The organism is Candidatus Electronema sp. JC (assembly GCF_048287365.2).
Taxonomy (GTDB): Bacteria; Desulfobacterota; Desulfobulbia; order Desulfobulbales; family Desulfobulbaceae; genus Electronema.
In genome coordinates this window covers 37,353-59,268 of sequence record NZ_JBLWEM020000002.1, presented here as the reverse complement: position 1 = coordinate 59,268, position 21,916 = coordinate 37,353, and the positions used below count along the sequence as shown (strand labels likewise).

The window sequence follows — 21,916 nt, the reverse complement described above, 5'->3', positions numbered from 1 at the left end:
AGCGGGCCGGGCAGGCTGCCTGTGGCAAATAGCACACAGTGCAAATTTACCCCGGCGGCTGTGTGTTTTCTGCCACACTACGCCGGAGCAGGCAGCCGCTGGCTGGCGCAGTCCAGAGCTAATTTGTCCAAACCCGATTCCGGCGCGGCCTGCATGATCACGCCATAGAGTGGCAGCGCAAGCGCGAAGCCGCGCAGTTTGACCAAATCCTTTTCCGTGCAAAGCAGGCAGTCGGCCCCGGCCTTTTCCGCTGCATGGACGAGCTGCTGCACGGCCTGCTCTTTGTAGGCGTGATGATCGGGCAATGCTTTGAAGGCCGCAGGCTCGACGGCCAACTGTTGCAGCGTTTTCTGAAAGCTCTCCGGCCTGGCGATGCCGCAGAAGGCGAAGCAGCGGCGGCCTGCCAGATCATCTGCCTGCGCTGGCAGCCTCCGGCCATCCTTCACCTGCCGGACAAGGCCGACCGGGCGGCTGCCGCTGAAAAAGACCGGTCTGCCGGGAAATTTCTCATGCAGCAAATTGCGAAAGCTGACCGCCCGCGCAATGTTGCTTTCATCCGTGCCGGTGAGAACAAAGGCGTTGGCGCGGTAGAGGGCGCGCACTGGTTCACGCAGATCGCCGCCGGGAAAGACCCGCGAATTGCCCGCCAATCTGTCGGCGCTGAAGAGCACCAAATCCAAATCGCGGCGGACAGCGAGATGCTGAAAGCCGTCATCCAGCAGCAGCACATCCGCGCCCATCTCCACCGCTTTCTGCGCAGGCAGCTTGCGGACTATCCCAGTCAGCACCGGCACGCCGGGCAGAGTTTCCGCCAGCATTCGCGGCTCGTCGCCGACATAGGACGCATCTAAAAGCGGTCTGCCGCCGTCGGAAACAATGTTGATACGCTCCTTGGTCGCGCCGCCATAGCCCCGGCTGATGATTGCAGGATGGAAGCCGCTGCGTTGCAGCAGACGGGCCAAATGCTGCACTAACGGGGTCTTGCCGGTGCCGCCCAGCGTCAGATTGCCGATGCTGATCACCGGCACCTCAAGGGCGGCTGAGGCCAGCACCCCGTTGAGGTAGAACTGCTCGCGCACACGCATGGCGAAGCTGTAGAGCGGCGAGAGCGGCCTGCCGAGGGCATAATAGAAATTTCGGTTCATACGTTCACATCTCTTTTCAATTTTCTGGTGCATTTTTCCTTCAGGTGTGAAAAGATAGCCGATTGTCGACCGCTTTGCAACGCGGGCGGCGCAAGACTGCCAGAACCCCTCATTTCTCATTTTTCACCAAGGAGGATTAACACCGTGCATTTTTCCAAAACAACAGTGCTGCTTTGCCTCGCCGCCGCGCTGGCGGGCAACACCTTTGCCGCCGATCCTGAGCAGCCTGCGCCGGTCAAAATCGGCGTGGCCGGAGCGCACAGCGGCGATCTGGCTTCTTACGGCATTCCGACCATGCGGGCCGCGCAGTTGGTCGCGGAAGCTGTCAACGCCAAGGGCGGCATTCAAGTCGAGCTGCTGATTGAGGACGACACCTGCAAGCCCGAAGTGGCGGCAAACACCGCTGCCAAATTAGTTTCCGCCGGAGCGAAGATGGTCATCGGCCACATCTGCTCCGGCGCGACCAAAGCGGCCCTGCCCATCTACACTGAGGCGGACGTGATCGTCATATCGCCCTCAGCCACGGACAGCGACCTGACTCTGAGCGGCAAATACCCGACCTTCCACCGCACCATCGCTCCCAACAACGCCCAGGCCGCCGCGATTGCCAAATTCACGGCGGACACGCTGAAGGCGCGGAAGATCGCCATTATTCATGACAAAGGCGATTACGGCAAAGGCTTGGCCGAGGATGCGCGGGAGGAAATCCGCAAAGGCGCGCTGGCCGAGGTGGTGCTCTTCGAGGGCATCACGCCGGGCGCGATGGATTATTCGGCCATTGTGCAGAAAATCAAAATGGCCCGCGCCGACGCGGTGATTTATGGCGGCTATCACCCGGAAGCCTCAAAAGTTGTCACCCTGATGCGCAAGAGGCAGATGAAGACCCTGTTCGTCTCGGACGACGGGGTGAAGGATGAAACCTTCCTCAAGGTGGCAGGCAAATACGCTGAGGGCGTGTACGCCACCGGCCCGGCAGATGTTTCCGAAAACCGGGTGACAAAGCAGTACCGCCAAGCGTATGCGGACAAATACGGCGAGGAGCCGGGCGCGTTTTTCGACAACGCGGTGGCGGCGGCCATCGCCCTGACCAATGCGGCGGAAAAGGCGGAAAAGTTCGATGTCAAGGGGCTGAAGGAGGCCCTGCGCACGAAGATCGCGGTCACTCCCTTTGGCGAGATCAAGTTTGACGAGCGTGGCGATGCCACCGGCGTGGGCTATACGATGTACACGGTCAAGGAAGGCAAGTTTGAGCAGGTGAAATAATTTCTTTTCGCAGGGGGCGAAAGATTCTTCGCCCCCGCAAGGTCAGACGCGGCAAGAATCCGAATTTTTACGGTTTTATCTGTTGTTTTGTTCGTTTGAATTGGGCCGTTTCACACTGAAAACGCTCCGATTTAAATTGAAATCAGGGCGATTCACACTTAAATCAAGCCGATTTACGTTTAAATCGTCCCGATTTAAGTGTGAATCGGGTCAATTTCAATTGAAATTGGGGCAATTCCGATTGGAACCGGGACGATTCAAATTGGAACCAGGCTGATTCCAGTCGAAAACGGGGCAATTCAAACGTGAATCAGGTCAATTTCAATTGGAATCGCCTTGATTCCAATTGACTTTAGGGCGATGGAAGCGGGGAACGGGGCGGCGCAGGCGTGAACCAAAGCGGGTGAACTTTCCTACAGGGTGTGCAAAATGGCAAACAAAGAACAGTTGGCGATACTCAAGCAAGGCGTGGCGGCGTGGAACAAATGGCGCGAGGAGAATCCTGATGCAAAGATTGATTTGCGTGGGGCGAAGCTGGATGGGTTGGATTTGAGCGGTGCGAATTTTCGGAAGGCGGATATTCGTGGAGCAAATTTTAGAAATGCGATGCTTGTAGGAGCTAATTTTAACGAATCAATTCTTGGGATTGAAACAGGAACAGTCAATGTTACTGATTTTACTTGCTCAGAATTGACCGGAGTAATATTTGATAATGGTTTTGTTGAACATGTGAGTTATTTATTTTCTGGTTATAGAGATATAAGATTTTCTTATTCAATTCTTAATTATACTTCATGAAAAAATTTTCAAATAGAAGCAAGGAAATCTCCGTTAGACGACTATAAATATAGACCTGTTAATTCATTTGAGGATCGCGATCTTGACTCTTGCTTTGAAAATACTCAGCTCGCCAACCATAACATTCGTAAGCTGCTGGGGCGCGGCAAAGGGCAAGGACTTTCTTTGAAAGGAAAAAATCTGAGAAATACACATCTTGTTGAATTTGACCTCCGCAACACGGATTTGCGCAGCACCGATTTGCGGCAAGCCAATCTCAGCCGAGCAGACATCACCGGAGCAAAGCTCTACGGCAGCGCACGAGAAAACTGGATTATTGACGGCATCCGCTGCGATTACGTTTATTGGGATGAGGCCGGAGAGCAGCGCACCCCGCCTGACCGCGATTTCCGCCCCGGCGAATTTGAGGAATTATACAAGCAGCTTCCCACCTTCGAGTACATCTTCGAGCAGGGCTTCACGCCGCTTGATCCGCTGATCATGGACCGAGTGGTGCAGGCTGTCAACGAGCGGCACAAAGAGTTTTCGCTGGAGCTGGTCAATTTCGACAAACGCGGCCAGCCGCACGCCACGTTCACGGTTTGCCATCTTGAGCATGTGGAAAAGGCAAAGCAGCAGATTGCGGTTGGCTACGAGGAAAGCAGAATTGCGCCGGAACAGCAGGCGCAGCTTATGGCCGCTGTTCTGGGATTAATTGAGAACCAAAATAAACTGATTGATAAAATTCCATCATCGAGAGGACTGGCAATGGGAGATAATTACTACATCAGCGGCGGACAAATCGGCGCAGTTGGACAAAGCGCATCTGCTTCCGGCAACACCTTTCAGCAAATCACCGCAGACCTTTCCCGCCTGCACGAAGAAATGCAACAACGCAGCGCGAAAACCCCGGAGCAACGCGCCGCTGCCGAAGATGTCGCCAAGGCCGCGCAGGCCGCCCGCGAGCAGAATGAACCGGCCATGTGGCAGCATCTGAAGAACGCCGGAAGATTTGCTTTGGACTGCGCAAAGACTGTCGGCACAGATGTGGCGGCGGATATTCTGAAGAAGGTTGCAGGGCTATGACGGAGCCATTGGCCCCGTCATGCTCATTGCCTACAGCACCAGCTCGAACTTCATCTCCGTATCGTCCCGGTCTTTCCTGTCCAAGAGCAGGGTCAGTATCTTCTCCAGCAGGCGCAGGCCGCCTTTATAGCCGACTGTCGGGAAGTACTGATGCCCCTGTCTGTCCAAGATCGGGAAGCCCCAGCGCAGGAACGGCACATCCTCATCACGGGCAATATACTTGCCATAGGTGTTGCTGATCAGCAGGTCAACCGGCTCGTTCTTCATCCACTGATGGAGAAGGAAGAAGTCCCCTTTGGCCCGCACGTTGACCTGATACGGCATCCCGGCGGTCAGCTCCTTAATCCGCTTCTCAAACTTCTTGCCCGGCGTGCCGGTGACAATATGCACCGGGCACATGTCTATGGACACGAGGAACTCGGTCATGGCAATGAGCTGATCAGGATCACCAGCCAGAGCCACCTTCTTATGGTAGAAGTACTGGTGCATGTCCGAGATCAAGTCAACAAGCTGCCCGCGCTCGACCATGATCTCCTCCGGCACATTCACGCCCGCCATCTTGTGCAGTGCGTCAATAAAGCGGTCAGTCGCCTTGAGGCCGAAGGGCATGTCCAGCACCTTGCACGGCACCTTGTGCTTGCTGTCTAACTCGCGGGCCGCATCGCCGGAGCACCACTCGCCCAGCGCGATGGTGCCGATGGAGTCTGCGGTTGACTTCAGCTCGGCAATGGTCACGCCGCCGTCCGGGAACATCTTGTACTCGCCCGTCAGCGGGGTGTTGAGCACGCCAGAGGTGTCCGGGAACATGATCGTGCCCACGCCCATCAGCTTGCTCAGACGCTTCAGCTCCTCCATGTCGCACGGCTCGACCCAGCCGGGGATCAGGTTGACCTTGCCGTTCTTCTTGCCGGTCGGCTCAGCCAGCTCAGTCATGGCCTTGACCATGTTCGAGAAGCCGGTGACGTGCGAGCCTGCGTAGCTCGGCGTGGACGCGCTGATCACGTACTTGCCTTCCGGGATCTTGCCTTCCGCAATGGCCTTCTTCCTGATCTGCGGCAGGTCGTCGCCAATGGTCTCGGACAGGCAGGTGGTGTGGACAGCGATGATCTCCGGGTTGTAGACCGCAAAGATGTTGCTGAAGGCCTGCATCAGGTTGGCCTGACCTCCGAAGACCGACGAGCCTTCGGTGAACGAGCTGGTGGCTGCCGAGACCGGCTCCTTGTAGTGCCGGGTTAAGGCGGAGCGATGATAGGCGCAGCAGCCCTGCGAGCCGTGACTGTGCGGCAGGCAGCCATGGATGCCCAGCGCCGCGTACATCGCGCCGATGGGCTGGCAGGTCTTGGCCGGGTTGATGGTCAAGGCGCTGCGCTCAGTGATTTCTTTGGGTGTATGTCGTAAGAGCATGGTCTTTGCCTCGTGATAATTCGTTGTTGTGGTGCCTGCTGTCTCTCGTAGCCGTAGGGGCACGGCATGCCGTGCCCCTACTACGGCTACTACGGCTACGGCGGCGGATTTGCCGCTGTTATTCCCAGACGTATGCCCCAGACAGCTGCGGGTTCTCCTGCCACGGCGCCTTCATGTACGACCAGACCTTGCTGTTGACCAGCCGGTCTATTTCCTTGTAGAAGTTGACCGCGCCCTGGAAGCCCGCATACGGCCCGCCGGAGTCGTAGCTGTGCAGCTGCTTCATCGGGATGCCGAGCTTCTGGATAGAGAACTTCTCCTTGATGCCTGCGCAGAAGATGTCCGGCTTCATCAGCTTGACCAGCGTCTCCGCCTCATGCTGATTGAGGTCGTCAATGATGAGCGTGCCTGCCTCCATGTCCGGGGCAAGGCCCTCGTAGTCCTTGAACTTGACCGTGCCCGCCGCTTCAAGGGCCTGCATCGCGGCCTCGCTTTTGCGCGGCTTGAAGCGCGTGGCATCCGCCTCGACCTCAATCTCCTCGATGTTGCGGCTGTCCGCATCCACCTCGATGGTCGGGATGACGCGGCGGCCCTCGTAGTCGTCACGGTGGGCGAACTCATAGCCCGCAGAGATGGTCTTCATGCCCATCTCCTTGAACAGCTCCTGGTAGTGATGCGCCCGCGAGCCGCCCACGAACATCATCGCGGTCTTGCCTTCAGTGCGCGGCAGGATCTCCGCAACTGCTGCCTCGACCTCTGGCATCTCTTCGGCAATCACAGCCTCCACACGGTCAATCAGCTCCTTGTCCTCGAAGTAGGCCGCGATCTTCCGCAGGGACTTAGCTGTTGCCTTGGCACCGATGAAGTTCACCTTGATCCAAGGGATGCCGAACTTCGTCTCCATCATGTCCGCCACATAGTTGATCGAGCGGTGGCACATGACTGCGTTCAGATCCGCCTGATGTGCCGTGGCGAACTGCTTGTACGTGCTGTTGCCGGAGAAGGTGGCGATGTTGGTGATGCCGCACTTCTTGAAGATACGGTCGATCTCAAAGCCGTCGCCGCCGATGTTGTACTCGCCCAGCAGGCTGATCTTGTACTTGCCCTCCACAGGCCGGTCGTCTTGGCCGACTATGTGACGGAAGACCTGGTTGTTGGCGATGTGATGCCCTGCGGACTGGCTCACGCCCTTGTAGCCCTCGCAGCTGAAGGCATAGACGTTGCAGTCGCCCAGCTTCTCCTTCATCTGCCGCGACACCGTGTGGATGTCATCGCCAATCAGACCAACCGGGCAGGTGGCGAAGACCGCTATCGACTTGGGATGAAAGAGGTCGTAGGCTTCCTGAATCGCCGCTGCCAGCTTCTTCTCTCCGCCGAAGATGATGTCCTGCTCCTGCATGTCGGTGGAGAAGGCGTAGGTCATGAAGTTCTCGCCGTCCGGTCCTTCCGGGCCAGGGTCGGTCTGGTTGCGCCGGGTCAGCCAAGCGTAGAAGCTGCATCCTATCGGGCCGTGCACCAGATTGACGATGTCTCTGGTCGGCCCCATGATCACGCCCTTGCAGCCTGCATAGGTGCAGCCGCGCATGGTGATGATGCCGGGTATGGTGCGCACGTTGGCGGTGATCTCCGGGGTGCCGTTCTCCAGCGCCTCGTTGATCATGATCTGCTTGCTGCGCTTGCGGGCCACCTTGGGCGGGTACGGGGCCAGCAGCTTGGCTTTGACCTCCGCAGGCTCCATCGGCGCCATTGCTTTCTTTGTCATATTGTTCCTCCGTCAGAGTATGTCAGGCTATGGCCGCCGCGCCTTTCTCAGCAGTGCGCACCCGGAACGCGTCCGCGACCGGCAGGACGAATATCTTGCCGTCGCCGGGCTTGCCGGTCTTGTTGACCGCGATGACAGCCTGCACCACGTCCGCAACCTGCTCGTCTTCAACCACCACAGTGACCATGCGCTTGGAGTAGAGCTTGCCCTTCTCGCCCAGCACCGAAGCCGCCTCCTCATAGCCCTGATCCACGCCTTCAAGGATCTTCGGGTTGACGAAGCCCTTGCCCCGCCCTTGGCATTCGTGGGCGAAGAAGGCGGCAATGCCAGCATCGCTCAGAGCCTTCTTGGTCTGGTTCATCATGTTGATGCGGACAACCGCAATCACCTCTTTCATGATCAGGCCTCCTTCTGGCCGGAGCTGACCGTGTGAACTTCTTCCACCGCGCTGACGAAGATCTTGCCGTCGCCGAACGCGCCCTTGCCGGGCGTGCGGGCTGTGTCCATCACGGTCTGGATGACAAAGTCCTTGTCCTCGTCCTTGACCACCATAATCAGCATGGTTTTAGGGATCTCATCGTAGGTCACGTCGCCGATCTTGATGCCCCGCTGCTTGCCGCGTCCGGCCACGGAATACTTTGTGACCGCCGGAAAGCCCGCATCCATAAGGGCGTCCAGCACTTCGTCTGATTTCTCCGGCCGTACTATCGCTCTGATCATCAGCATGATTCTTGTCTCCTTGTATGTTCGTTGTCCGTAGGGGCGGTTCGCGAACCGCCCCTACCGCGTATCCTGCATCATCTGTCCGGCTTGATTTCAATGCCAGCATGGAGGCATCCTCTATGCTGGCATTGGGCCACCCGCCATGCCAGCATGGAACCACTCTCGATGCTGGCATGGAACTTCCCTCATTGCCAGCATCGAGATTTGCTCCATGCCAGCATCCACGCCCACCCTCACGTAGGGGCGAAAAATTTTTCGCCCCGCACCGGCCCGGCATGGCCAACAAGGGCAAAATATTTTTTGCCCCTACATTGGCCGCCCGCCTTAATTCAGCAGGCCGTAGTCCATCAGCAGCTTTTCCAGCTCCTCAATCTCCATCGGCTTGGGAATGACGAACATCTTGTTCTCGTCAATGGACTTGGCCAGGCCGCGGTACATGTCGGCCTGCGGGGCCTCCGGCTTCCACTCGATGACCGTCTTGCGGTTGATCTCGGCCCGCTGCACGTCGTTGTCGCGCGGCACAAACCAGATCATCTGCGTGCCCAGCTTCTTGGCGAACTCTTGGATCATCTCCTTCTCGTTGTCCACAGCGCGGGAGTTGCAGATCAGTCCGCCGAGGCGCACCGCGCCAGTCTGGGCGAACTTCATGATGCCTTTGGAGATGTTGTTGGCCGCGTACATGGCCATCATCTCGCCCGACACAACGATGTAGATTTCCTCGGCCTTGCCGTCGCGGATAGGCATGGCAAAGCCGCCGCAGACCACGTCGCCAAGAACATCGTAGAAAGCGTAGTCCAAGCCCTCTTTCTCCTCATACGCGCCCAGCGACTCCAGCATGTTGATGGAGGTGATGATGCCGCGTCCGGCGCAGCCCACGCCCGGCTCCGGCCCGCCCGACTCCACGCACCAGGTGCCGCCGTAACCCTTCTTGCGGATGTCCTCCAGATCAACGTCCTCGCCTTCCTCACGCAGGGTGTCGAGCACCGACTTCTGCGCCAGGCCGCCGAGCAGCAGGCGGGTGGAGTCGGCCTTGGGATCACAGCCCACAACCATGACCTTCCTGCCCATCTCCACCAGACCTGCCACCGTGTTCTGCGTGGTTGTAGATTTGCCAATGCCGCCCTTGCCGTAGATCGCCACCTTTCTCATCTTCGTGTTCCTCCTGTGTTCTATAAGGATGTCCCGGAATGTCCGGCCCGTTGCTTGCTGTGCAGTGCCGCGCAGGCTGCTGCGCTTTTGCCTTCTATATAGCAAGCGCCGTGCCAGAGCGGGCAGGAGGAAAAGAAAAGCCGCCATTACGGCGGCTTGGGCTGCGCTTTCGCAGGAATGTCAGGGCAAGGCTTTCGTGACAGCGGAAACCCTTTTGTGCGGAAGGCTACAATAAGGTGGGAGAGAGGCGTTTTTGTCGGGAGAGCGAGCGGCTTCCCCAAAACGGCAGCCGCATAAAATCACCCCCCTGCCCGCCCGCAGCATGGTTTCTCCGCGAGAAGATGCTTTTTTGTGCGGACTTGGCTGGTTTCAGTTGACCTTGACGGGATTTGTGACCATTATAACGTGGCGGCGGCCCGCTCCGCCAAGGTCTGAAACAAACAACACCGCGCCATGCTCATCCTTGCCATTGAAAGTTCCTGCGACGACACCGCCGCCGCCGTGCTGGAAGACGGCAGCCGGGTGCTGGCCAGCGTGATCAGCAGCCAGCACAGCGTGCATGAGAAATACGGCGGCGTGGTGCCGGAGCTGGCCTCGCGCTGCCATATCGAGGCAGTCTGGCCGGTGGCGGAGGAAGCCTTGCGCCAAGCTGGTGTGACGCTGGACGAGATCGGCCTGATTGCCGCCACGCAGGGGCCAGGCTTGGTCGGCTGCCTGCTGGTGGGCTTCACCTTTGCTAAGTCATTGGCCTTGGTGCGGAACATCCCCTGCGTCGGCGTGGATCATTTAGCCGGGCATCTGCTGGCCATCCTTTTGGAAGAAGACAAACCTGCATTCCCCTACACCGCTTTGGTGGCTTCCGGCGGCACCAGCTCGCTCTTCGCGGTGAGCAGCCCGACTGAATTCCGCTTGCTGGGCCGCACCCGCGACGACGCGGCAGGCGAAGCGTTTGACAAGGTGGCAAAGATGCTCAATCTCGGCTGCCCCGGCGGGCCTGCGGTGAGCCAGCGGGCCGAGCAGGGACGGGCTGACGCTTTCGCCTTTCCTCGCGCCTTGGCCGACGGCAGCGTCGATTTCAGCTTCAGCGGTTTGAAGACAGCGGTGATGAATCAGGTTAATCGCTTTCAGCAGGCAAATCAGCCGGTGCCGGTCGAGGACATCTGCGCCTCCTTCGAGCAGGCGGTGGCTGACGCGTTAACCGAGAAGACCATTCTTGCCGCCAAACGAGCCGGACACAGGCAAGTGGTGCTGGGCGGCGGCGTGGCGGCCAACCGCAGGCTGCGGCGGCAGATGGCCGCCCGCTGCGCCGAGGAAGGGCTGCAATGCTTCCTGCCCTCGCCGCTCTTCTGCACCGACAACGCGGCCATGATCGGCTTGGCGGGCTGGCATCTTTTCCAGGCGGGCCAGCGCGTCGGCCCGGACGTAGACGCATTCTCGCGCTCGCCGCTCAACTGACGATGTTCCGCAAGCTCCTCCGCCTGCCCCGATACTACTTGCTGCGGATCAAGCGGCTGAAAGGCGACCCCGAATATCTGGCGCGGGGGCTGGCCTTCGGGGTTTTCATGGGCGTGCTGCCGCTGGCCCCGGTGCAGACCATCATTTTGGTGCCGCTCACTGTCCTCCTGCGGGTCAGCACCTTGGCCGCCTTCATCGCCAGCGTGTTGGTCAGCAACCCGCTGACCTTCATGCCGCAGTACTACCTGACGTGGAAGGTCGGCAACGCGGTGCTGCCCGACAGAATCTCCTGGGAGCGGCTGAATGAAATACTCACCGAAGTGACGGCGATTCTGGAGCGGGAAGAGCTGCTCAACGGCATCGTCCTCAGCCTGAAAACCCTCAGCCGGCTCGGCATGGAAACTCTCAGCGTGCTGCTTGTCGGCGGCCTGATCATCGCCGTTCCGGCAGGCATCGCGGCCTACTGCTCCGCCCGCAGATTCTTCGGCGCCGTCCACGAGCGGCGGCTGAGACGGCAGCGTCTGGACAGCAGAAATTGAACGGCATAGAGAACCTGCTCCGCAAAGTATCCCGTCTGCCCCGTTATTACTTCCTGCGGATCAAGCGGCTGAAGGGCGACCCGGAATATTTGGCCAGAGGCTTCGCCTTCGGCATTTTCATGGGCATCCTGCCGCTGGCCCCGGTGCAGACCATCATTCTCGTGCCGCTGACCATCCTCTTTCGGGTCAGCACCTTGGCCGCCTTTATCGCCGGAATCATGGTCAGCAACCCGCTGACCTTCATCCCGCAATATTACTTTTCCTGGAAAATCGGCGACGCGGTGCTGCCCGGCTGGGTGACATGGGCGCAGATTGAAAACGCCTTACATGTCATCGCCGAGCGGGGCCTGCTTGACGGCCTCGCCGCCCTGAGCCAGCTCGGTTTCAAAGCCATCGCCGTGATTGAGACCGGCGGCGCGATCATCGGCATTCCAGCCGGGATCATCAGCTATTTTTTCGCCCGCAGATTCTTCCTTGCCGTCAGCGAGCGGCGGCTGAAGAAGCGGCGGCTCGACTTCATCCCCGGCTTCAAGCATGACTGACGCGGCAAGAGCATGGTTCCGCAACATCCCCCGGCTGTCCAAATACTATCTCCTCCGTCTGCGGCGGCTGAAAGGCGATCCTGAATATTTGGCCAGAGGCGTGGGCTTCGGCGTCTTCATCGGCAACCTGCCCCTGATGCCGCAGAGCCTTTTTCTCATCTCGCTGACCGTGCTGCTGCGGATCAGCACGGTGGCGGCCTTCATCTCCTCGACCGTGGTCAACAACCCGCTGACCGTGATGTTTCAGTATTATCTCTCCTGGAAGGTGGGCAGCGCGGTGCTGCACGGCGGCTGCTCGTGGCCGCAGCTGCAAGCGGCCCTGCGCATGTTTGATCAGGGGCTGCGCATCGGCTTGGGCGCAGTCAGCGGCCTCGGCATGAAAACCTTGGGCGTGCTGCTCACCGGCGGGGCGATCATCGGCGTGGTCTCCGGCGTGGCCAGCTACCTTGGCTCCCGCTGGTTCTTCTGGACAGTGAAGAGAAAGCGGGCGATGAAGCACCGGCTGGACAATCCCGCCCGCTCCCGATGAGTCATTTTCTCCCCAGCACCCCGCAAGAAGTCCAGCAGCTTGGCTGGGATCGCCTTGATGTCATCCTTGTCAGCGGCGATGCCTATATCGATTCCCCCTTTGTTGGCATTGCAGTGATTGGCCGGGTGCTGGCGGATGCAGGCTTTCGGGTCGGCATCATCGCCCAGCCTGAGCTGCAAAGCGGCGATGACATCCGCCGTCTTGGCGAGCCGCGCCTGTTCTGGGGCATCAGCGGCGGCTGCGTGGATTCGATGGTCGCCAACCACACCGCCTCCGGCAAGAGGCGGAAGCAGGACGACTACACGCCCGGCGGCCTGAACAGCCGGCGGCCCGACCGCGCTGCGCTCGCCTACGCCAACCTCATCCGCGCCCATTTCAAACAGACCTGCCCGCTGGTGCTTGGCGGCATTGAGGCCAGTCTGCGCCGCATCGCCCACTACGACTGCTGGAGCAATGCGGTGCGCCGCTCTATTCTCTTTGATGCCAAGGCAGATTATCTGCTTTACGGCATGGCCGAGCGCAGCGCGGTCGAGCTGGCCTGCTGCCTGCGCGACGAGGGCGATCCACGCGGCATCCGTGGATTGTGTTATATCAGCAAGGAGCGGCCTGCGGACTATCTGGAGCTGCCAGCGTACAGCGAGGTTGCGGGCAATGGCAGGGGCGGTTCGCGAACCGCCCCTACAGCCTTCACTCAGATGTTCCGCCTCTTCTATGAGAACAACGACGCGCTCACCGCGCAGGGCTTGGCCCAGCTCCACAACGACCGCTGGCTGATCCAGAACCCGCCGCAGCCGCCGCTGACCCAAGAGGAGCTGGACCATGTCCACAGCTTGGACTATCAGCTTGACCTGCATCCTTATGACCGCCAGCGCGGGCAGGTGAAGGCCTTGGAGACCATCCGCTTCGCTCTCACCACGCACCGGGGCTGCTACGGCGAATGCAACTTCTGCGCCATTGCCGTGCATCAGGGCCGCACGGTGACGTGCAGAAGCCGTGCATCCATCATTGCTGAGGCCAAGCGGCTGACCAAGCACCCGGCTTTCAAGGGGCGCATTCACGATGTCGGCGGCCCGACCGCCAATATGTACGGCATCGAGTGCCGCAAGAAGCTGAGCAAGGGCTGCTGCCCAGACCGCCGCTGCCTCTTCCCCGACATCTGCAAGAACATGGTGGTTGATCACGGCGAGCAGCTCCGCCTGCTTGAGGAGCTGCGCGCGCTGCCGGGCGTGAAGCAGGCCGTGGTCTCGTCCGGCATCCGCTATGACCTGATTCTCGCTGACCGCAAGCACGGCCTGAGCTACCTGCGGCAGGTGGTGCGGCATCATGTCTCAGGCCAGATGAAGGTTGCCCCGGAGCACTGCCAGCCGCACGTGCTCGCCTGCATGGGCAAGCCGGGCGTGGAGAGCCTGCTTCGCTTCCGCGAGCTGTTCACCCGCCTGACTCAAGAGGAAGGTCTGCCGCAGTTCCTCACCTATTATATAATAGCTGCCCACCCCGGCTGCACGCAGGCGGACATGCTCGCCCTGCGCGACTTCGCCCGCAAGGAGCTGAAGGTGCTGCCCAAGCAGGCGCAGATCTTCACGCCCACGCCCTCGACTTGGTCAACAGTGATGTGGTGGACAGGCGAGAACCCCTTCACCGGCCAGCCCTGCTTTGTGGAGAAAGACGCGCGGCGGCGGGAGCGGCAGAAGGAAGTGCTGACGGCGGGAACAGCAGGAGGGGAACGGCGGCAGGGGAAGATTTGAGGAGCCTTCCCCGGCTTTGACGGGCGGTCAGTAGGAATGCGTGCCCAGCACCACCTGCACTCCGAACTTTTTCTCCAGATTCACTTTCAAGTCTTCGTATGCCAGCGGGCAGCCTGAAGTTTCCATCGCCGCTTTGACGCAGGTGCCGAGATGCACCACCTCCATCGGCCTGCCGATGCTGGTGGTGGTCTCTTTGAGCAGCTTGACGCGCGGCACGGTCAGGCCGGGACAGCCGCCGCAGTCGGTCATCGCCACTATTTCAATTTCCTCGTCCTTGTAGCGGGCGAACTCGCCGTTTTTCTCCGCCATGCCCTTGTAGCATTTGGCGCAGGCAATGCAGGAATTGTCTTTGATCTGCTTGCAGTACAAAATTGCGATTTTGGCCATTCGGTTCTCCTTTCCGGTTTGCATGGCGTGTTCATGCTGGCTGTTGGTCAATTCAGATTAAAAGCCGCAGCAGCCCTTGTCAACAGGGAAATTTTCAAAACCATTGCAGGCGGATATTTTTCGCAGGCGCCATTTCGGCTCCGGCTCATGCCCTACCGCGTCTCTTCAATAAAGCGGCGGATTTCCGCGCTGAGGCCAAGGGCCGCGCCCAGCTCGTCCAGCCAGCAGCGTTCGCTTTCGGTGTCCACCTCGATGGCGGACAAGGCTACGGCGTACATGGCCTGCGCCAGACGGAGGCTGCTGATGCCTTCGGTCAGCTCGGCGACGCTGCGCGGATGATGCAGCTCCTCCAGCAGGAACATTTTCTCCTCCTGCGACAGCTCCGCGCCGCGCAGGCGGTCAAGGATGGCCCGCTCCTCGTCCGCGTCCAATGCGCCGTCGGCATGGGCCGCCGCGATCATCACCCGGATCAGACGGCGGGCCAGCTCCTCATCGCCGTCGGCGGACGAAGCCGCTGCCGGAGCAGGCGCGGACCGGGCGGCTGAGGGCGGCGGGGGAGGAGGCGGAGCCGCCGCAGGCATGGACGGCGCGGCGCCCCAGTTCGGAGCCTGCGCCGCCGCAGGCTGCTCCTGCCGCTGGCCGCTGGTGCGGAAGACCTCGTAAGCCCCCACGCCAAGGCCGATGGCGGTCATCAGCCCCTTGCCCGATGTGAGCTGATTAGTCAGGCTGCCGAGCAAGGAGCTGGACGATGCCGCATGTTTTTTACCTGCGTAGCCGCTTTGACGGGAGCCGTGCTGCGGCGCCTTGAACTGGCCGCCGCCGGAACCGGTCGCCTCTTGCAGCAGTTTGCCCAGCAGTTTTTCGATGTTCATGACAATTCTCCTGAAAAAGGGGCGGCTGTTTCAGCCGAAGATCGACTCGTTGAGGATCAGCGAGGAGAGGGAGATCATCCCGACCAGCTCGCCGTTTTCCTCCACCGGCACCCTGCCCATGCCGGTGTTGTGGAGGAGCCGGGCCACGTAGCGGATGTCCATGTCCGCAGGCACGGTGATCACCGGCTTGGTCATCACCTCGAAGACGTTCACGTCCGCCGCAGGCCGTCCGGGCAGAATCACGCCCTGAATCAGGTCGCGCACTGTGACGATGGCCCATGCGTCGTCCGGGTTGCGCTTCTCCACCAGCAGGCAGGAGACGTGCTCGGCCCGCATCTTGTCCGCCGCCTCTTTGACCGTGGCCATGCCGTTGATGGTGAGCAGCCTCGCCCGCATCACGTCCCGCGCCCGGATGACCGGTTTCTGTCCCGCGCTCATGCTGTTCCGTTCCTTTTAGAAATATTGATCCTGAATTTTAGCCTTGATCAGATTCATCTGGCTCTCCAAGCCGATGACCTGCTCCACTGGCAGGACAAAGGCGATGCCGGTGCCCGGCTTGTGAAACTGCCCCGCCTTGGCGATGGCCTCCAGAATGGCCGGGACCAGATGCTCCTCAATGAGAAAGAGGATGATGTCAGTCTGCGGCTCCAAGGTCAGGCCGAAAAAGCTCTTGGCCTCATGAATGCCGGTGCCTCTGCCGGTGAGAATGGTCGCGCCGGTGGCCCCTGCGCTTTTGGCCGCGTCAACGATTTTGTCGGTGCAGTCGGGTTTGACTGAGGCGATGATGGTTTTAAACCGCATTGCCGCTCTCCTTCTTGAGCATTTTTTTCCTCTTTCTGTTCGCTGACCAATGGCCGATCTGAGCATAGCCCAGCACCGTGATGACTGGAAGCAGGCAGGCGAAGGCGATCAGACCGAAGCCGTCCAAAGCAGGATCGCGGCCCGGCACCGCCGAAGCCAGTCCTAGGCCGAGCGCGGTGACGATCGGCACGGTCACTGTGGAAATGGTCACATAGCCGGAATCATAAGCCAGCGGGATGATGTTTTTCGGAGCAACAGCGGTCAGCGCGGCGATGATCAGATAACCGGCCAGCAGATACAGCGCCAGCGGCACACCGGTGACGATGCGGAGCGCGCCGAGGCTGACACCCAAGGCCACGCCGGCCGCAGCGGCCAGCCGCAGGCCCCACTCGCTGATAGTGCCGCCGGATGCCTCATGGGCCTTGTAGGCCACAGCGATCAGCGTCGGCTCGGCCACGGCGCAGGCGAAGCCGATCATGGCGGCGAAAAGATATATCCAGCCGTAATCTGTCCACGCAGCTGCTGCCGGAACAACGTCCTGTCCATAAAGAAAGGACGGCGCGGAGAGCTGGTCGGCCATCATGCGGCCCAAAGGAAACAGAGCCTTTTCCAATCCCAGCAGAAAAAGCACCAGCCCCAGTGCCACATAGACCCCGCCGAGCAGCAGCCTTTTTAAATTAGGAATGGGCTGGCGAAGGACAAAGAGCTGGAAGCCGACGATCAGCCCGACGATGGGGGTGACATCGCGCAGAGTCGCCAGCAGGGTTCGCAGGAATTCAGCCGGAAAGTTCATGATCAGCGGAAAAGGATCAGGCCGTAGCCCATGACAAAAATCGTCGGCAGCAGGGCGGTGAAGGCGATCAGGCCGAAACCGTCGGTCATCGGATTGCGGCCCCGGATGATGGCCGCAAGGCCCACGCCAAGAGCGGTGACAAGAGGGACGGTGATGCTGGAGGTGGTCACGCCGCCGACATCGCAGGCGATGCCGATGATTTCCTTCGGCGCGATCATGCTCATCAGCATGACCAGCATGTAGCCGCCGAGAATCAGATAATGAATCGGCCAGCCGCGCAGGATGCGCAGCACCCCGGTCAGCACAGCGGTTCCGACGGCTGCGGCCACAGTCAGCCGCAGGCCCAAGGCGTACCGCTGCACAGCCTGCTCATCCGTCAGCAGCCCGGCTTTGCTGGCTGTTTCGCCCGCCTTGGCCGCCACTGCAATCAGAGCTGGCTCGGCGATGGTGGTTGAGAAGCCGAGAACAAAGGCGAAGAGGAGCAGCCAGAACAGGCTGCCTTTGCGGGCAAGTCCTTCAGCCAATCCCTCACCGATGGGGAACAGTCCGATCTCCAGCCCTTCCACAAACAGAGCCAGGCCTGCTGTCACTAATGCCACGCCGAAAAGAATGCCGCCCAAATCAGGCAGCGGCTGCCGGATCACCGCCAGCTGGAAAAAGCTGATCACGGCGATGATCGGAATCAGATCAGCGAAGGCGCTCCAGAGTTTTTTGAGAATAGTGCGGAACATGCGGCTGCGGGGATGTTCTGGGCAATCAGCGAACTGCTCCGGGCAGTCGGAAACAGCCTCAGTGTAACAAGCCTGCCGGGAAATGAACAGAAAAATATGCGCCTGCCGCTCCCTTCGGCTCCGCTCAGGGAGCAGCGGGCGCAAGTGCCCTGAGCGGAGCCGAAGGGCAATAAAAAAGGCCGCAGCCGAAGCCGCAGCCTTTTTTGCGCTCGCGCGTCAGTTGCTGCATCAGCCGCCGATCAGCGCGTCCTTATACGGGTTGGCGAAGAGCAGGATGAAGGCGATGACCAGACCGTAGATGGCGATGGACTCGATCAGCGCCATGCCGATGATCATGGTGGTCGTGATCGGCCCTTTGGCCTCCGGGTTGCGGGCGATGCCGCTGCACGCGCTCTCAACGCCGCGTCCCATGCCCAGTGCGGCGGCGAAGCCGGTCAGCCCGATGGCTGTCGCGGCGGAAAAACATACTAATGCGAGAGAAAGCTTGTCCATGATGGTTCTATACCTCCAAAATAATGAAAAATAAGAAAGTTGGCCTTCTTCCTTTGTTGAGTCGGAAAAAATCAGTGCGCGTGCTCCATCGCGCCGACGCAGTAAATGACCGAAAGCAGCACAAAAACAATGGCCTGAATCAGCGAGACCAGCACGCCGAGACAGAGGATCGGCAGCGGCGCGAAGACCGCTCCGGCCAGCATGAAAAGCACGCCGAGCAATATCTCTTTGGCGAGAATATTGCCGAACAGACGCATGGACAGCGAAACCAGCCGGGCGAGGTTGCCGATCAGCTCCAGCACAAACATGAACGGTGCCATCACCGGGATTGGCCCGGTGAAGTGCTTGTAGTATTTCCAGCCGTGCTCGCGGAAGCCGAGATAATGATGGAAGCTCCAGACGATGAGCGTCATGGCCAAGGTGATGTTGAGGCTGGAGGTCGGCGACATGAAGCCGGGCAGCAGGCCGATCATGTTGGCCAAGGCGATGTAGATGAAAAAGGTCGCCAGCACCGGAAAAAGTGCCCGCGCCTTCTCGCGGCCCATGTGCTCGGTGAAAAAATCCATCAGCCCGCCGATCAATGCTTCCCAGAAATTCTGACCGGTGCCGGGCACCAGCTCCAGCTTGCCCAAAGTCAGCTTGGGCACGACAAAGAGAAAGGCCATCAGCATCCAGCTGTAGGTCAGATACGGCGCGGTCAGCTTCTCCAGAAATGTTGCCCCGATCGGCCCGTGCGGCACCGGCAGCCCGATCCAGTCGAGAATCACCGAGATGAAAAGTATTGGATGCTCCATGACCTTATGCTCCTTTCACGTGTTTTCCTTTTCCTGAAAAATCCATCAAGCCCCTGATGAGGACAACGCTGAACACGCTGACCATCACCGTGGACAATCCTGCAAGCAAACCCGGCAGATGCAGCTGCACGCTCATGCCTGCGGCGGCCAGCAAAATGGCCAGCGCGAACAGGCGCAGATAAAATTTGAAGGCAAAGCCCGCCGCCGGGTTCTGCGTGCCAATCCGGCTGACTAACTGCATCATCGTCCGTTTCAGCAGCAGAAAGCTGCCGAGCGACACTGCCCCGCCGAGCAAGGCCGAGAGCGCGAACTGGCTGCCGAAGACATAGCCGCCACCCAGCGCGAGCAGCGCAAGCAGCAATAGGCTGCACTGCTCAACTTGGCGCAGGAGGGCGTAGTCATCCTCCTGCCTTTGCTCTGGCTCAGTCCTCATCCTTGGCGAATTTTCGGCTCAAATCCCAGAGGTGCTTGAAGCCCGCCGCAATGCCGAAGCCGAGAAAGATGAAACTCAGCCACGGCGCAGTCCAGCCTGAAAAAACCTTGTTGTCCAAATACCAGCCGATGCCGAAACCGATCAGCACAGAAAGGGAGAAGGTCATGCCGCTCTGGCTGTAGATGGCCAGATCAGTCAGAATGCCTTTCTTCCCTTTTTTCTCTTCGGGCATGTCATGCTTCTTTTGCAAGAAGCCTCAATTCTTCCTGAGAGAGTCCAGTCGTTTCAGCTATTATATCAGCAGCAATACCTTTTCCCAGCAACGCACGGGCAATTTCTTTCCGCTGGATCAGCTTTCCTTCCTCAAGTTTTGTCTGCTGCAATTCTTCCAGATGAAATTGATCAATCATGCTGGCGCGTTCCTCTGGGGAGATGTGGTCACGCCGAATAGCATCAAAAAGTTTGTGAATAGCTGCCTGCTGATACTGCGTTTCATCAACTTTTTCATCAAGCGTGTCGTCAATAGCCCGCAGCCACTCCCGATACGGTTCAGGCGTTTCTGCCGTAACATATTTTGGACAGAGATAAATAACCTTGTGCGGGATTTCATGCAGCGGCCTGCCGTCGAGATCATGCGGGTCGAAATCAGTCACAGAAATCGGAGTCTGATGCCGGTCTCCTGATGTCAGCACCACAACCGTGAAAACTTTAAGCGGTGGGCGGTAATTCTCAGCTTTGGCTACCTGCTCAAGGAGCGCAACGCAGTGATAATACAAAAAACGGTCGTAATGATCGCCTGTTCTGCCATGTTGAATGTCAACAACAATTCGGTGTCTGCTGTCTTCCGCAAACAGATCGAAACGCGGCTTCACATAGCCCACCGGCGGATCAAATTCCTTTTCGGTTTCAACTCGGTCAATTGCAATAGGCAGCCCGATGATATCCTGAGCAAAAGCCGAAAAAATTTCCGGGTCGCAAAATGCCTTTTTGAAAACGACTCCGTATTTTAATGAGGCGACGTGCTTCATTTTTTACATTTCCCTCGCCGGAGCTTTCAAACAAACTGCAAAATCAATCTGTTATTGCGACTGACAAGTCTTTTTGCAGACAGAACATACAAGTAGCACGGCTGCGCAGCGAACGCAAGTCTTTTCTATGCGTTCGCCAATTTTGCCAGCGAAGCGGCGGTTGCATCCAGAGCCTGCTGCAAATGCGCTTGGTCATGAGCGGCGGAGACAAAAGCTGCCTCGAACTGCGAGGGCGCGAGCCAGATGCCGCTGGCGAGCATGTTGCGGAAATGCTGAGCGTACCGCTTGGCATCGGCCTTCATTGCCGAATTGAAATCTGTCACCGGAGCGTCGGTGAAGAAGCAGGTCATCATCGAGCCGATGCGGTTGAGCACGGTCGGCACCGGAGCTTTTGCCCCGATTGCCGCCAATTTTTCCGCAAACCACGTACTCTTCTCCTCCAGCTCCTCATAAAAACCCGGTCGCCGCACCACCTTGAGCATTGCCAGCCCGGCGGCCATCGCCAGCGGATTGCCAGAAAGGGTGCCTGCCTGATAGACCGGGCCGTCCGGCGCGACCAAGTCCATGATTTCTTTCTTGCCGCCATACGCGCCGACCGGCAGGCCGCCGCCGATGATCTTGCCGAGACAGGTCAGGTCGGGCAGAATGCCAAAACGCTCCTGCGCCCCGCCCAAGGCGAGCCGGAAGCCGGTGATGACTTCATCGAAAATCAGGACGATGCCCAGCTCGGCGGTCAGCTCGCGCAGTCTGCGCAGGAAAGCCAGCTCCGGCACGATCACGCCCATATTGCCCGCCACCGGCTCGATGATCACGCAGGCGATGTCCAGGCTGGCATCGCGCAGGGTCTTTTCGAGAATTTCTATATTGTTGTACGGAATGGACAGGGTGTTTTTGACGATGTCCTCCGGCACGCCGGGGCTGCCGGGAATGCCGAGGGTGATCACGCCGGAACCCGCCTTGACCAAGAAGGAATCCGCATGACCGTGATAACAGCCGTCAAATTTGACAATCACCTTGCGCCCGGTGTAGCCCCGTGCCAGCCGCACTGCGCTCATGGTGGCCTCGGTGCCGGAGCTGACAAAGCGCACTTTCTCGATGGACGGCACGGAATCGCAGACCAATTCGGCCAGCTCGACCTCCAACGCGGTGGGCGCGCCGAAGCTGGTGCCGCTGGGCACAGCCTCGTGAATCGCCTTGACCACTTCGGGATGGCCGTGGCCGAGAATCATCGGCCCCCAGGAGCCGACAAAATCAATGAATTCATTGCCGTCCGCATCCGTGATCGTGCAGCCCTGCGCTTTGGCGACAAAAAGCGGGTCGCAGCCCACAGATTTGCAGGCCCGCACGGGCGAGTTCACGCCGCCGGGGATGACTTGGCAGGCTTTGGCGAAAAGGGCGGCGGAGTTCTGGGTTTTCATGAGCGATTTTCTGTCGTTGGAGCTGGTTCAAATGATTCCGGGCTTTGC

General features: G+C 59.4%; 26 protein-coding genes. 8 read left to right on the top strand and 18 right to left on the bottom strand.

The window, feature by feature from the left end; all coding sequences use genetic code 11:
* Window positions 1-77 precede the first annotated feature (77 nt).
* On the bottom strand, window positions 78-1,145 hold the full coding sequence (gene lpxK, locus ACNKH3_RS00570; protein ID WP_420207858.1) for a tetraacyldisaccharide 4'-kinase: 1,068 nt from the start codon (window positions 1,143-1,145) through the stop codon (window positions 78-80).
* Window positions 1,146-1,289: 144 nt separating this feature from the next.
* Between lpxK and ACNKH3_RS00565 the strand changes: the two genes are divergently transcribed.
* The 3 genes from ACNKH3_RS00565 (at window position 1,290) to ACNKH3_RS00555 (ending at window position 4,271) form a co-directional block, all read left to right on the top strand.
* A complete protein-coding gene (locus ACNKH3_RS00565; protein WP_420207857.1) occupies window positions 1,290-2,408 on the top strand; it encodes a branched-chain amino acid ABC transporter substrate-binding protein in 1,119 nt (372 codons plus the stop codon).
* Between the two features lie 429 nt (window positions 2,409-2,837).
* A complete protein-coding gene (locus tag ACNKH3_RS00560; RefSeq protein ID WP_420207856.1) occupies window positions 2,838-3,206 on the top strand; it encodes a pentapeptide repeat-containing protein in 369 nt (122 codons plus the stop codon).
* 165 nt (window positions 3,207-3,371) lie between these two features.
* A complete protein-coding gene (locus ACNKH3_RS00555) occupies window positions 3,372-4,271 on the top strand; it encodes a pentapeptide repeat-containing protein (protein ID WP_420207855.1) in 900 nt (299 codons plus the stop codon).
* Window positions 4,272-4,301: 30 nt separating this feature from the next.
* Here ACNKH3_RS00555 and nifK read toward each other — a convergent pair whose 3' ends face one another.
* The 5 genes from nifK to nifH all read right to left on the bottom strand — a co-directional run bounded on the left by nifK (window position 4,302) and on the right by nifH (window position 9,309).
* Window positions 4,302-5,675, bottom strand: coding sequence for a nitrogenase molybdenum-iron protein subunit beta (gene nifK, locus ACNKH3_RS00550; RefSeq protein WP_420207854.1), 1,374 nt, complete (start codon window positions 5,673-5,675; stop codon window positions 4,302-4,304).
* Between the two features lie 118 nt (window positions 5,676-5,793).
* Entirely contained in the window at window positions 5,794-7,437 is a 1,644-nt protein-coding gene (gene nifD / locus ACNKH3_RS00545) for a nitrogenase molybdenum-iron protein alpha chain (protein WP_420207853.1), read from the bottom strand.
* A gap of 22 nt (window positions 7,438-7,459) precedes the next feature.
* The gene (locus ACNKH3_RS00540; RefSeq protein ID WP_420207852.1) at window positions 7,460-7,834 is read right to left on the bottom strand and encodes a P-II family nitrogen regulator; all 375 of its coding nucleotides are present in this window, start codon (window positions 7,832-7,834) and stop codon (window positions 7,460-7,462) included.
* Window positions 7,835-7,836: 2 nt separating this feature from the next.
* On the bottom strand, window positions 7,837-8,166 hold the full coding sequence (locus ACNKH3_RS00535; protein ID WP_420207876.1) for a P-II family nitrogen regulator: 330 nt from the start codon (window positions 8,164-8,166) through the stop codon (window positions 7,837-7,839).
* A gap of 318 nt (window positions 8,167-8,484) precedes the next feature.
* Window positions 8,485-9,309, bottom strand: coding sequence for a nitrogenase iron protein (gene nifH, locus ACNKH3_RS00530; protein WP_420207851.1), 825 nt, complete (start codon window positions 9,307-9,309; stop codon window positions 8,485-8,487).
* Between the two features lie 453 nt (window positions 9,310-9,762).
* Between nifH and tsaD the strand changes: the two genes are divergently transcribed.
* From tsaD to ACNKH3_RS00505, 5 genes are read left to right on the top strand one after another with little or no spacing between them, the layout of a single operon-like run.
* Entirely contained in the window at window positions 9,763-10,764 is a 1,002-nt protein-coding gene (gene tsaD, locus ACNKH3_RS00525; protein ID WP_420207850.1) for a tRNA (adenosine(37)-N6)-threonylcarbamoyltransferase complex transferase subunit TsaD, read from the top strand.
* A gap of 2 nt (window positions 10,765-10,766) precedes the next feature.
* The gene (locus ACNKH3_RS00520; RefSeq protein ID WP_420207849.1) at window positions 10,767-11,303 is read left to right on the top strand and encodes a DUF2062 domain-containing protein; all 537 of its coding nucleotides are present in this window, start codon (window positions 10,767-10,769) and stop codon (window positions 11,301-11,303) included.
* Window positions 11,300-11,845 (top strand): DUF2062 domain-containing protein, encoded by a 546-nt coding sequence (locus ACNKH3_RS00515; protein WP_417916636.1) that lies wholly within the window; start codon window positions 11,300-11,302, stop codon window positions 11,843-11,845. The genes ACNKH3_RS00520 and ACNKH3_RS00515 overlap by 4 nt, the downstream gene beginning before the upstream one ends.
* A complete protein-coding gene (locus tag ACNKH3_RS00510; protein WP_417916637.1) occupies window positions 11,838-12,374 on the top strand; it encodes a DUF2062 domain-containing protein in 537 nt (178 codons plus the stop codon). Before ACNKH3_RS00515 ends, ACNKH3_RS00510 begins: the two co-directional genes overlap by 8 nt.
* Window positions 12,371-14,119 (top strand): YgiQ family radical SAM protein, encoded by a 1,749-nt coding sequence (locus tag ACNKH3_RS00505; RefSeq protein WP_420207848.1) that lies wholly within the window; start codon window positions 12,371-12,373, stop codon window positions 14,117-14,119. The genes ACNKH3_RS00510 and ACNKH3_RS00505 overlap by 4 nt, the downstream gene beginning before the upstream one ends.
* Window positions 14,120-14,146: 27 nt before the next feature.
* Here the strand turns inward: ACNKH3_RS00505 and ACNKH3_RS00500 are convergent, their stop codons facing one another.
* The 12 genes from ACNKH3_RS00500 to hemL form a co-directional block, all read right to left on the bottom strand.
* Window positions 14,147-14,506, bottom strand: coding sequence for a CGGC domain-containing protein (locus ACNKH3_RS00500; RefSeq protein WP_417916639.1), 360 nt, complete (start codon window positions 14,504-14,506; stop codon window positions 14,147-14,149).
* 152 nt (window positions 14,507-14,658) lie between these two features.
* Window positions 14,659-15,378, bottom strand: coding sequence for a DUF533 domain-containing protein (locus tag ACNKH3_RS00495; protein WP_420207847.1), 720 nt, complete (start codon window positions 15,376-15,378; stop codon window positions 14,659-14,661).
* Between the two features lie 30 nt (window positions 15,379-15,408).
* A complete protein-coding gene (locus tag ACNKH3_RS00490; RefSeq protein ID WP_420207846.1) occupies window positions 15,409-15,816 on the bottom strand; it encodes a CBS domain-containing protein in 408 nt (135 codons plus the stop codon).
* A 15-nt stretch (window positions 15,817-15,831) separates the two neighbouring features.
* Complete coding sequence (locus tag ACNKH3_RS00485; protein ID WP_420207845.1) at window positions 15,832-16,179, bottom strand: P-II family nitrogen regulator; 348 nt, start codon at window positions 16,177-16,179, stop codon at window positions 15,832-15,834.
* Window positions 16,169-16,972: a DUF1538 domain-containing protein gene (locus ACNKH3_RS00480; protein WP_420207844.1), complete on the bottom strand. Its 804-nt coding sequence runs from the start codon at window positions 16,970-16,972 to the stop codon at window positions 16,169-16,171. Before ACNKH3_RS00480 ends, ACNKH3_RS00485 begins: the two co-directional genes overlap by 11 nt.
* Before the next feature lie 2 nt (window positions 16,973-16,974).
* Entirely contained in the window at window positions 16,975-17,703 is a 729-nt protein-coding gene (locus ACNKH3_RS00475) for a DUF1538 family protein (protein ID WP_420207875.1), read from the bottom strand.
* A gap of 228 nt (window positions 17,704-17,931) precedes the next feature.
* Window positions 17,932-18,195 (bottom strand): ATP synthase F0 subunit C, encoded by a 264-nt coding sequence (gene atpE, locus ACNKH3_RS00470; RefSeq protein WP_420207843.1) that lies wholly within the window; start codon window positions 18,193-18,195, stop codon window positions 17,932-17,934.
* A gap of 71 nt (window positions 18,196-18,266) precedes the next feature.
* Entirely contained in the window at window positions 18,267-18,989 is a 723-nt protein-coding gene (gene atpB, locus ACNKH3_RS00465) for a F0F1 ATP synthase subunit A (protein WP_420207842.1), read from the bottom strand.
* A 4-nt stretch (window positions 18,990-18,993) separates the two neighbouring features.
* Window positions 18,994-19,422: an ATP synthase subunit I gene (locus ACNKH3_RS00460; protein ID WP_420207841.1), complete on the bottom strand. Its 429-nt coding sequence runs from the start codon at window positions 19,420-19,422 to the stop codon at window positions 18,994-18,996.
* On the bottom strand, window positions 19,412-19,654 hold the full coding sequence (locus ACNKH3_RS00455; protein WP_420207840.1) for an AtpZ/AtpI family protein: 243 nt from the start codon (window positions 19,652-19,654) through the stop codon (window positions 19,412-19,414). Before ACNKH3_RS00455 ends, ACNKH3_RS00460 begins: the two co-directional genes overlap by 11 nt.
* 1 nt (window position 19,655) lies before the next feature.
* Complete coding sequence (locus ACNKH3_RS00450; protein ID WP_420207839.1) at window positions 19,656-20,450, bottom strand: PD-(D/E)XK nuclease family transposase; 795 nt, start codon at window positions 20,448-20,450, stop codon at window positions 19,656-19,658.
* A 125-nt stretch (window positions 20,451-20,575) separates the two neighbouring features.
* Window positions 20,576-21,868: a glutamate-1-semialdehyde 2,1-aminomutase gene (gene hemL, locus ACNKH3_RS00445; RefSeq protein WP_420207838.1), complete on the bottom strand. Its 1,293-nt coding sequence runs from the start codon at window positions 21,866-21,868 to the stop codon at window positions 20,576-20,578.
* Window positions 21,869-21,916 lie beyond the last annotated feature (48 nt).

Bases quoted from the DNA above. Each gene is read 5' to 3' on its own strand.
- atpB (WP_420207842.1), bottom strand. From the start codon at position 18,989: ATGGAGCATCCAATACTTTTCATCTCGGTGATTCTCGACTGGATCGGG.
- tsaD (WP_420207850.1), top strand. From the start codon at position 9,763: ATGCTCATCCTTGCCATTGAAAGTTCCTGCGACGACACCGCCGCCGCC.
- ACNKH3_RS00480 (WP_420207844.1), bottom strand. From the start codon at position 16,972: ATGAACTTTCCGGCTGAATTCCTGCGAACCCTGCTGGCGACTCTGCGC.
- ACNKH3_RS00520 (WP_420207849.1), top strand. From the start codon at position 10,767: ATGTTCCGCAAGCTCCTCCGCCTGCCCCGATACTACTTGCTGCGGATC.
- atpE (WP_420207843.1), bottom strand. From the start codon at position 18,195: ATGGACAAGCTTTCTCTCGCATTAGTATGTTTTTCCGCCGCGACAGCC.
- ACNKH3_RS00475 (WP_420207875.1), bottom strand. From the start codon at position 17,703: ATGTTCCGCACTATTCTCAAAAAACTCTGGAGCGCCTTCGCTGATCTG.
- ACNKH3_RS00450 (WP_420207839.1), bottom strand. From the start codon at position 20,450: ATGAAGCACGTCGCCTCATTAAAATACGGAGTCGTTTTCAAAAAGGCA.
- ACNKH3_RS00540 (WP_420207852.1), bottom strand. From the start codon at position 7,834: ATGAAAGAGGTGATTGCGGTTGTCCGCATCAACATGATGAACCAGACC.
- nifH (WP_420207851.1), bottom strand. From the start codon at position 9,309: ATGAGAAAGGTGGCGATCTACGGCAAGGGCGGCATTGGCAAATCTACA.
- ACNKH3_RS00495 (WP_420207847.1), bottom strand. From the start codon at position 15,378: ATGAACATCGAAAAACTGCTGGGCAAACTGCTGCAAGAGGCGACCGGT.
- hemL (WP_420207838.1), bottom strand. From the start codon at position 21,868: ATGAAAACCCAGAACTCCGCCGCCCTTTTCGCCAAAGCCTGCCAAGTC.
- ACNKH3_RS00460 (WP_420207841.1), bottom strand. From the start codon at position 19,422: ATGAGGACTGAGCCAGAGCAAAGGCAGGAGGATGACTACGCCCTCCTG.
- ACNKH3_RS00510 (WP_417916637.1), top strand. From the start codon at position 11,838: ATGACTGACGCGGCAAGAGCATGGTTCCGCAACATCCCCCGGCTGTCC.
- nifD (WP_420207853.1), bottom strand. From the start codon at position 7,437: ATGACAAAGAAAGCAATGGCGCCGATGGAGCCTGCGGAGGTCAAAGCC.
- ACNKH3_RS00505 (WP_420207848.1), top strand. From the start codon at position 12,371: ATGAGTCATTTTCTCCCCAGCACCCCGCAAGAAGTCCAGCAGCTTGGC.
- ACNKH3_RS00485 (WP_420207845.1), bottom strand. From the start codon at position 16,179: ATGCGGTTTAAAACCATCATCGCCTCAGTCAAACCCGACTGCACCGAC.
- ACNKH3_RS00500 (WP_417916639.1), bottom strand. From the start codon at position 14,506: ATGGCCAAAATCGCAATTTTGTACTGCAAGCAGATCAAAGACAATTCC.
- lpxK (WP_420207858.1), bottom strand. From the start codon at position 1,145: ATGAACCGAAATTTCTATTATGCCCTCGGCAGGCCGCTCTCGCCGCTC.
- ACNKH3_RS00560 (WP_420207856.1), top strand. From the start codon at position 2,838: ATGGCAAACAAAGAACAGTTGGCGATACTCAAGCAAGGCGTGGCGGCG.
- ACNKH3_RS00490 (WP_420207846.1), bottom strand. From the start codon at position 15,816: ATGAGCGCGGGACAGAAACCGGTCATCCGGGCGCGGGACGTGATGCGG.
- nifK (WP_420207854.1), bottom strand. From the start codon at position 5,675: ATGCTCTTACGACATACACCCAAAGAAATCACTGAGCGCAGCGCCTTG.
- ACNKH3_RS00455 (WP_420207840.1), bottom strand. From the start codon at position 19,654: ATGCCCGAAGAGAAAAAAGGGAAGAAAGGCATTCTGACTGATCTGGCC.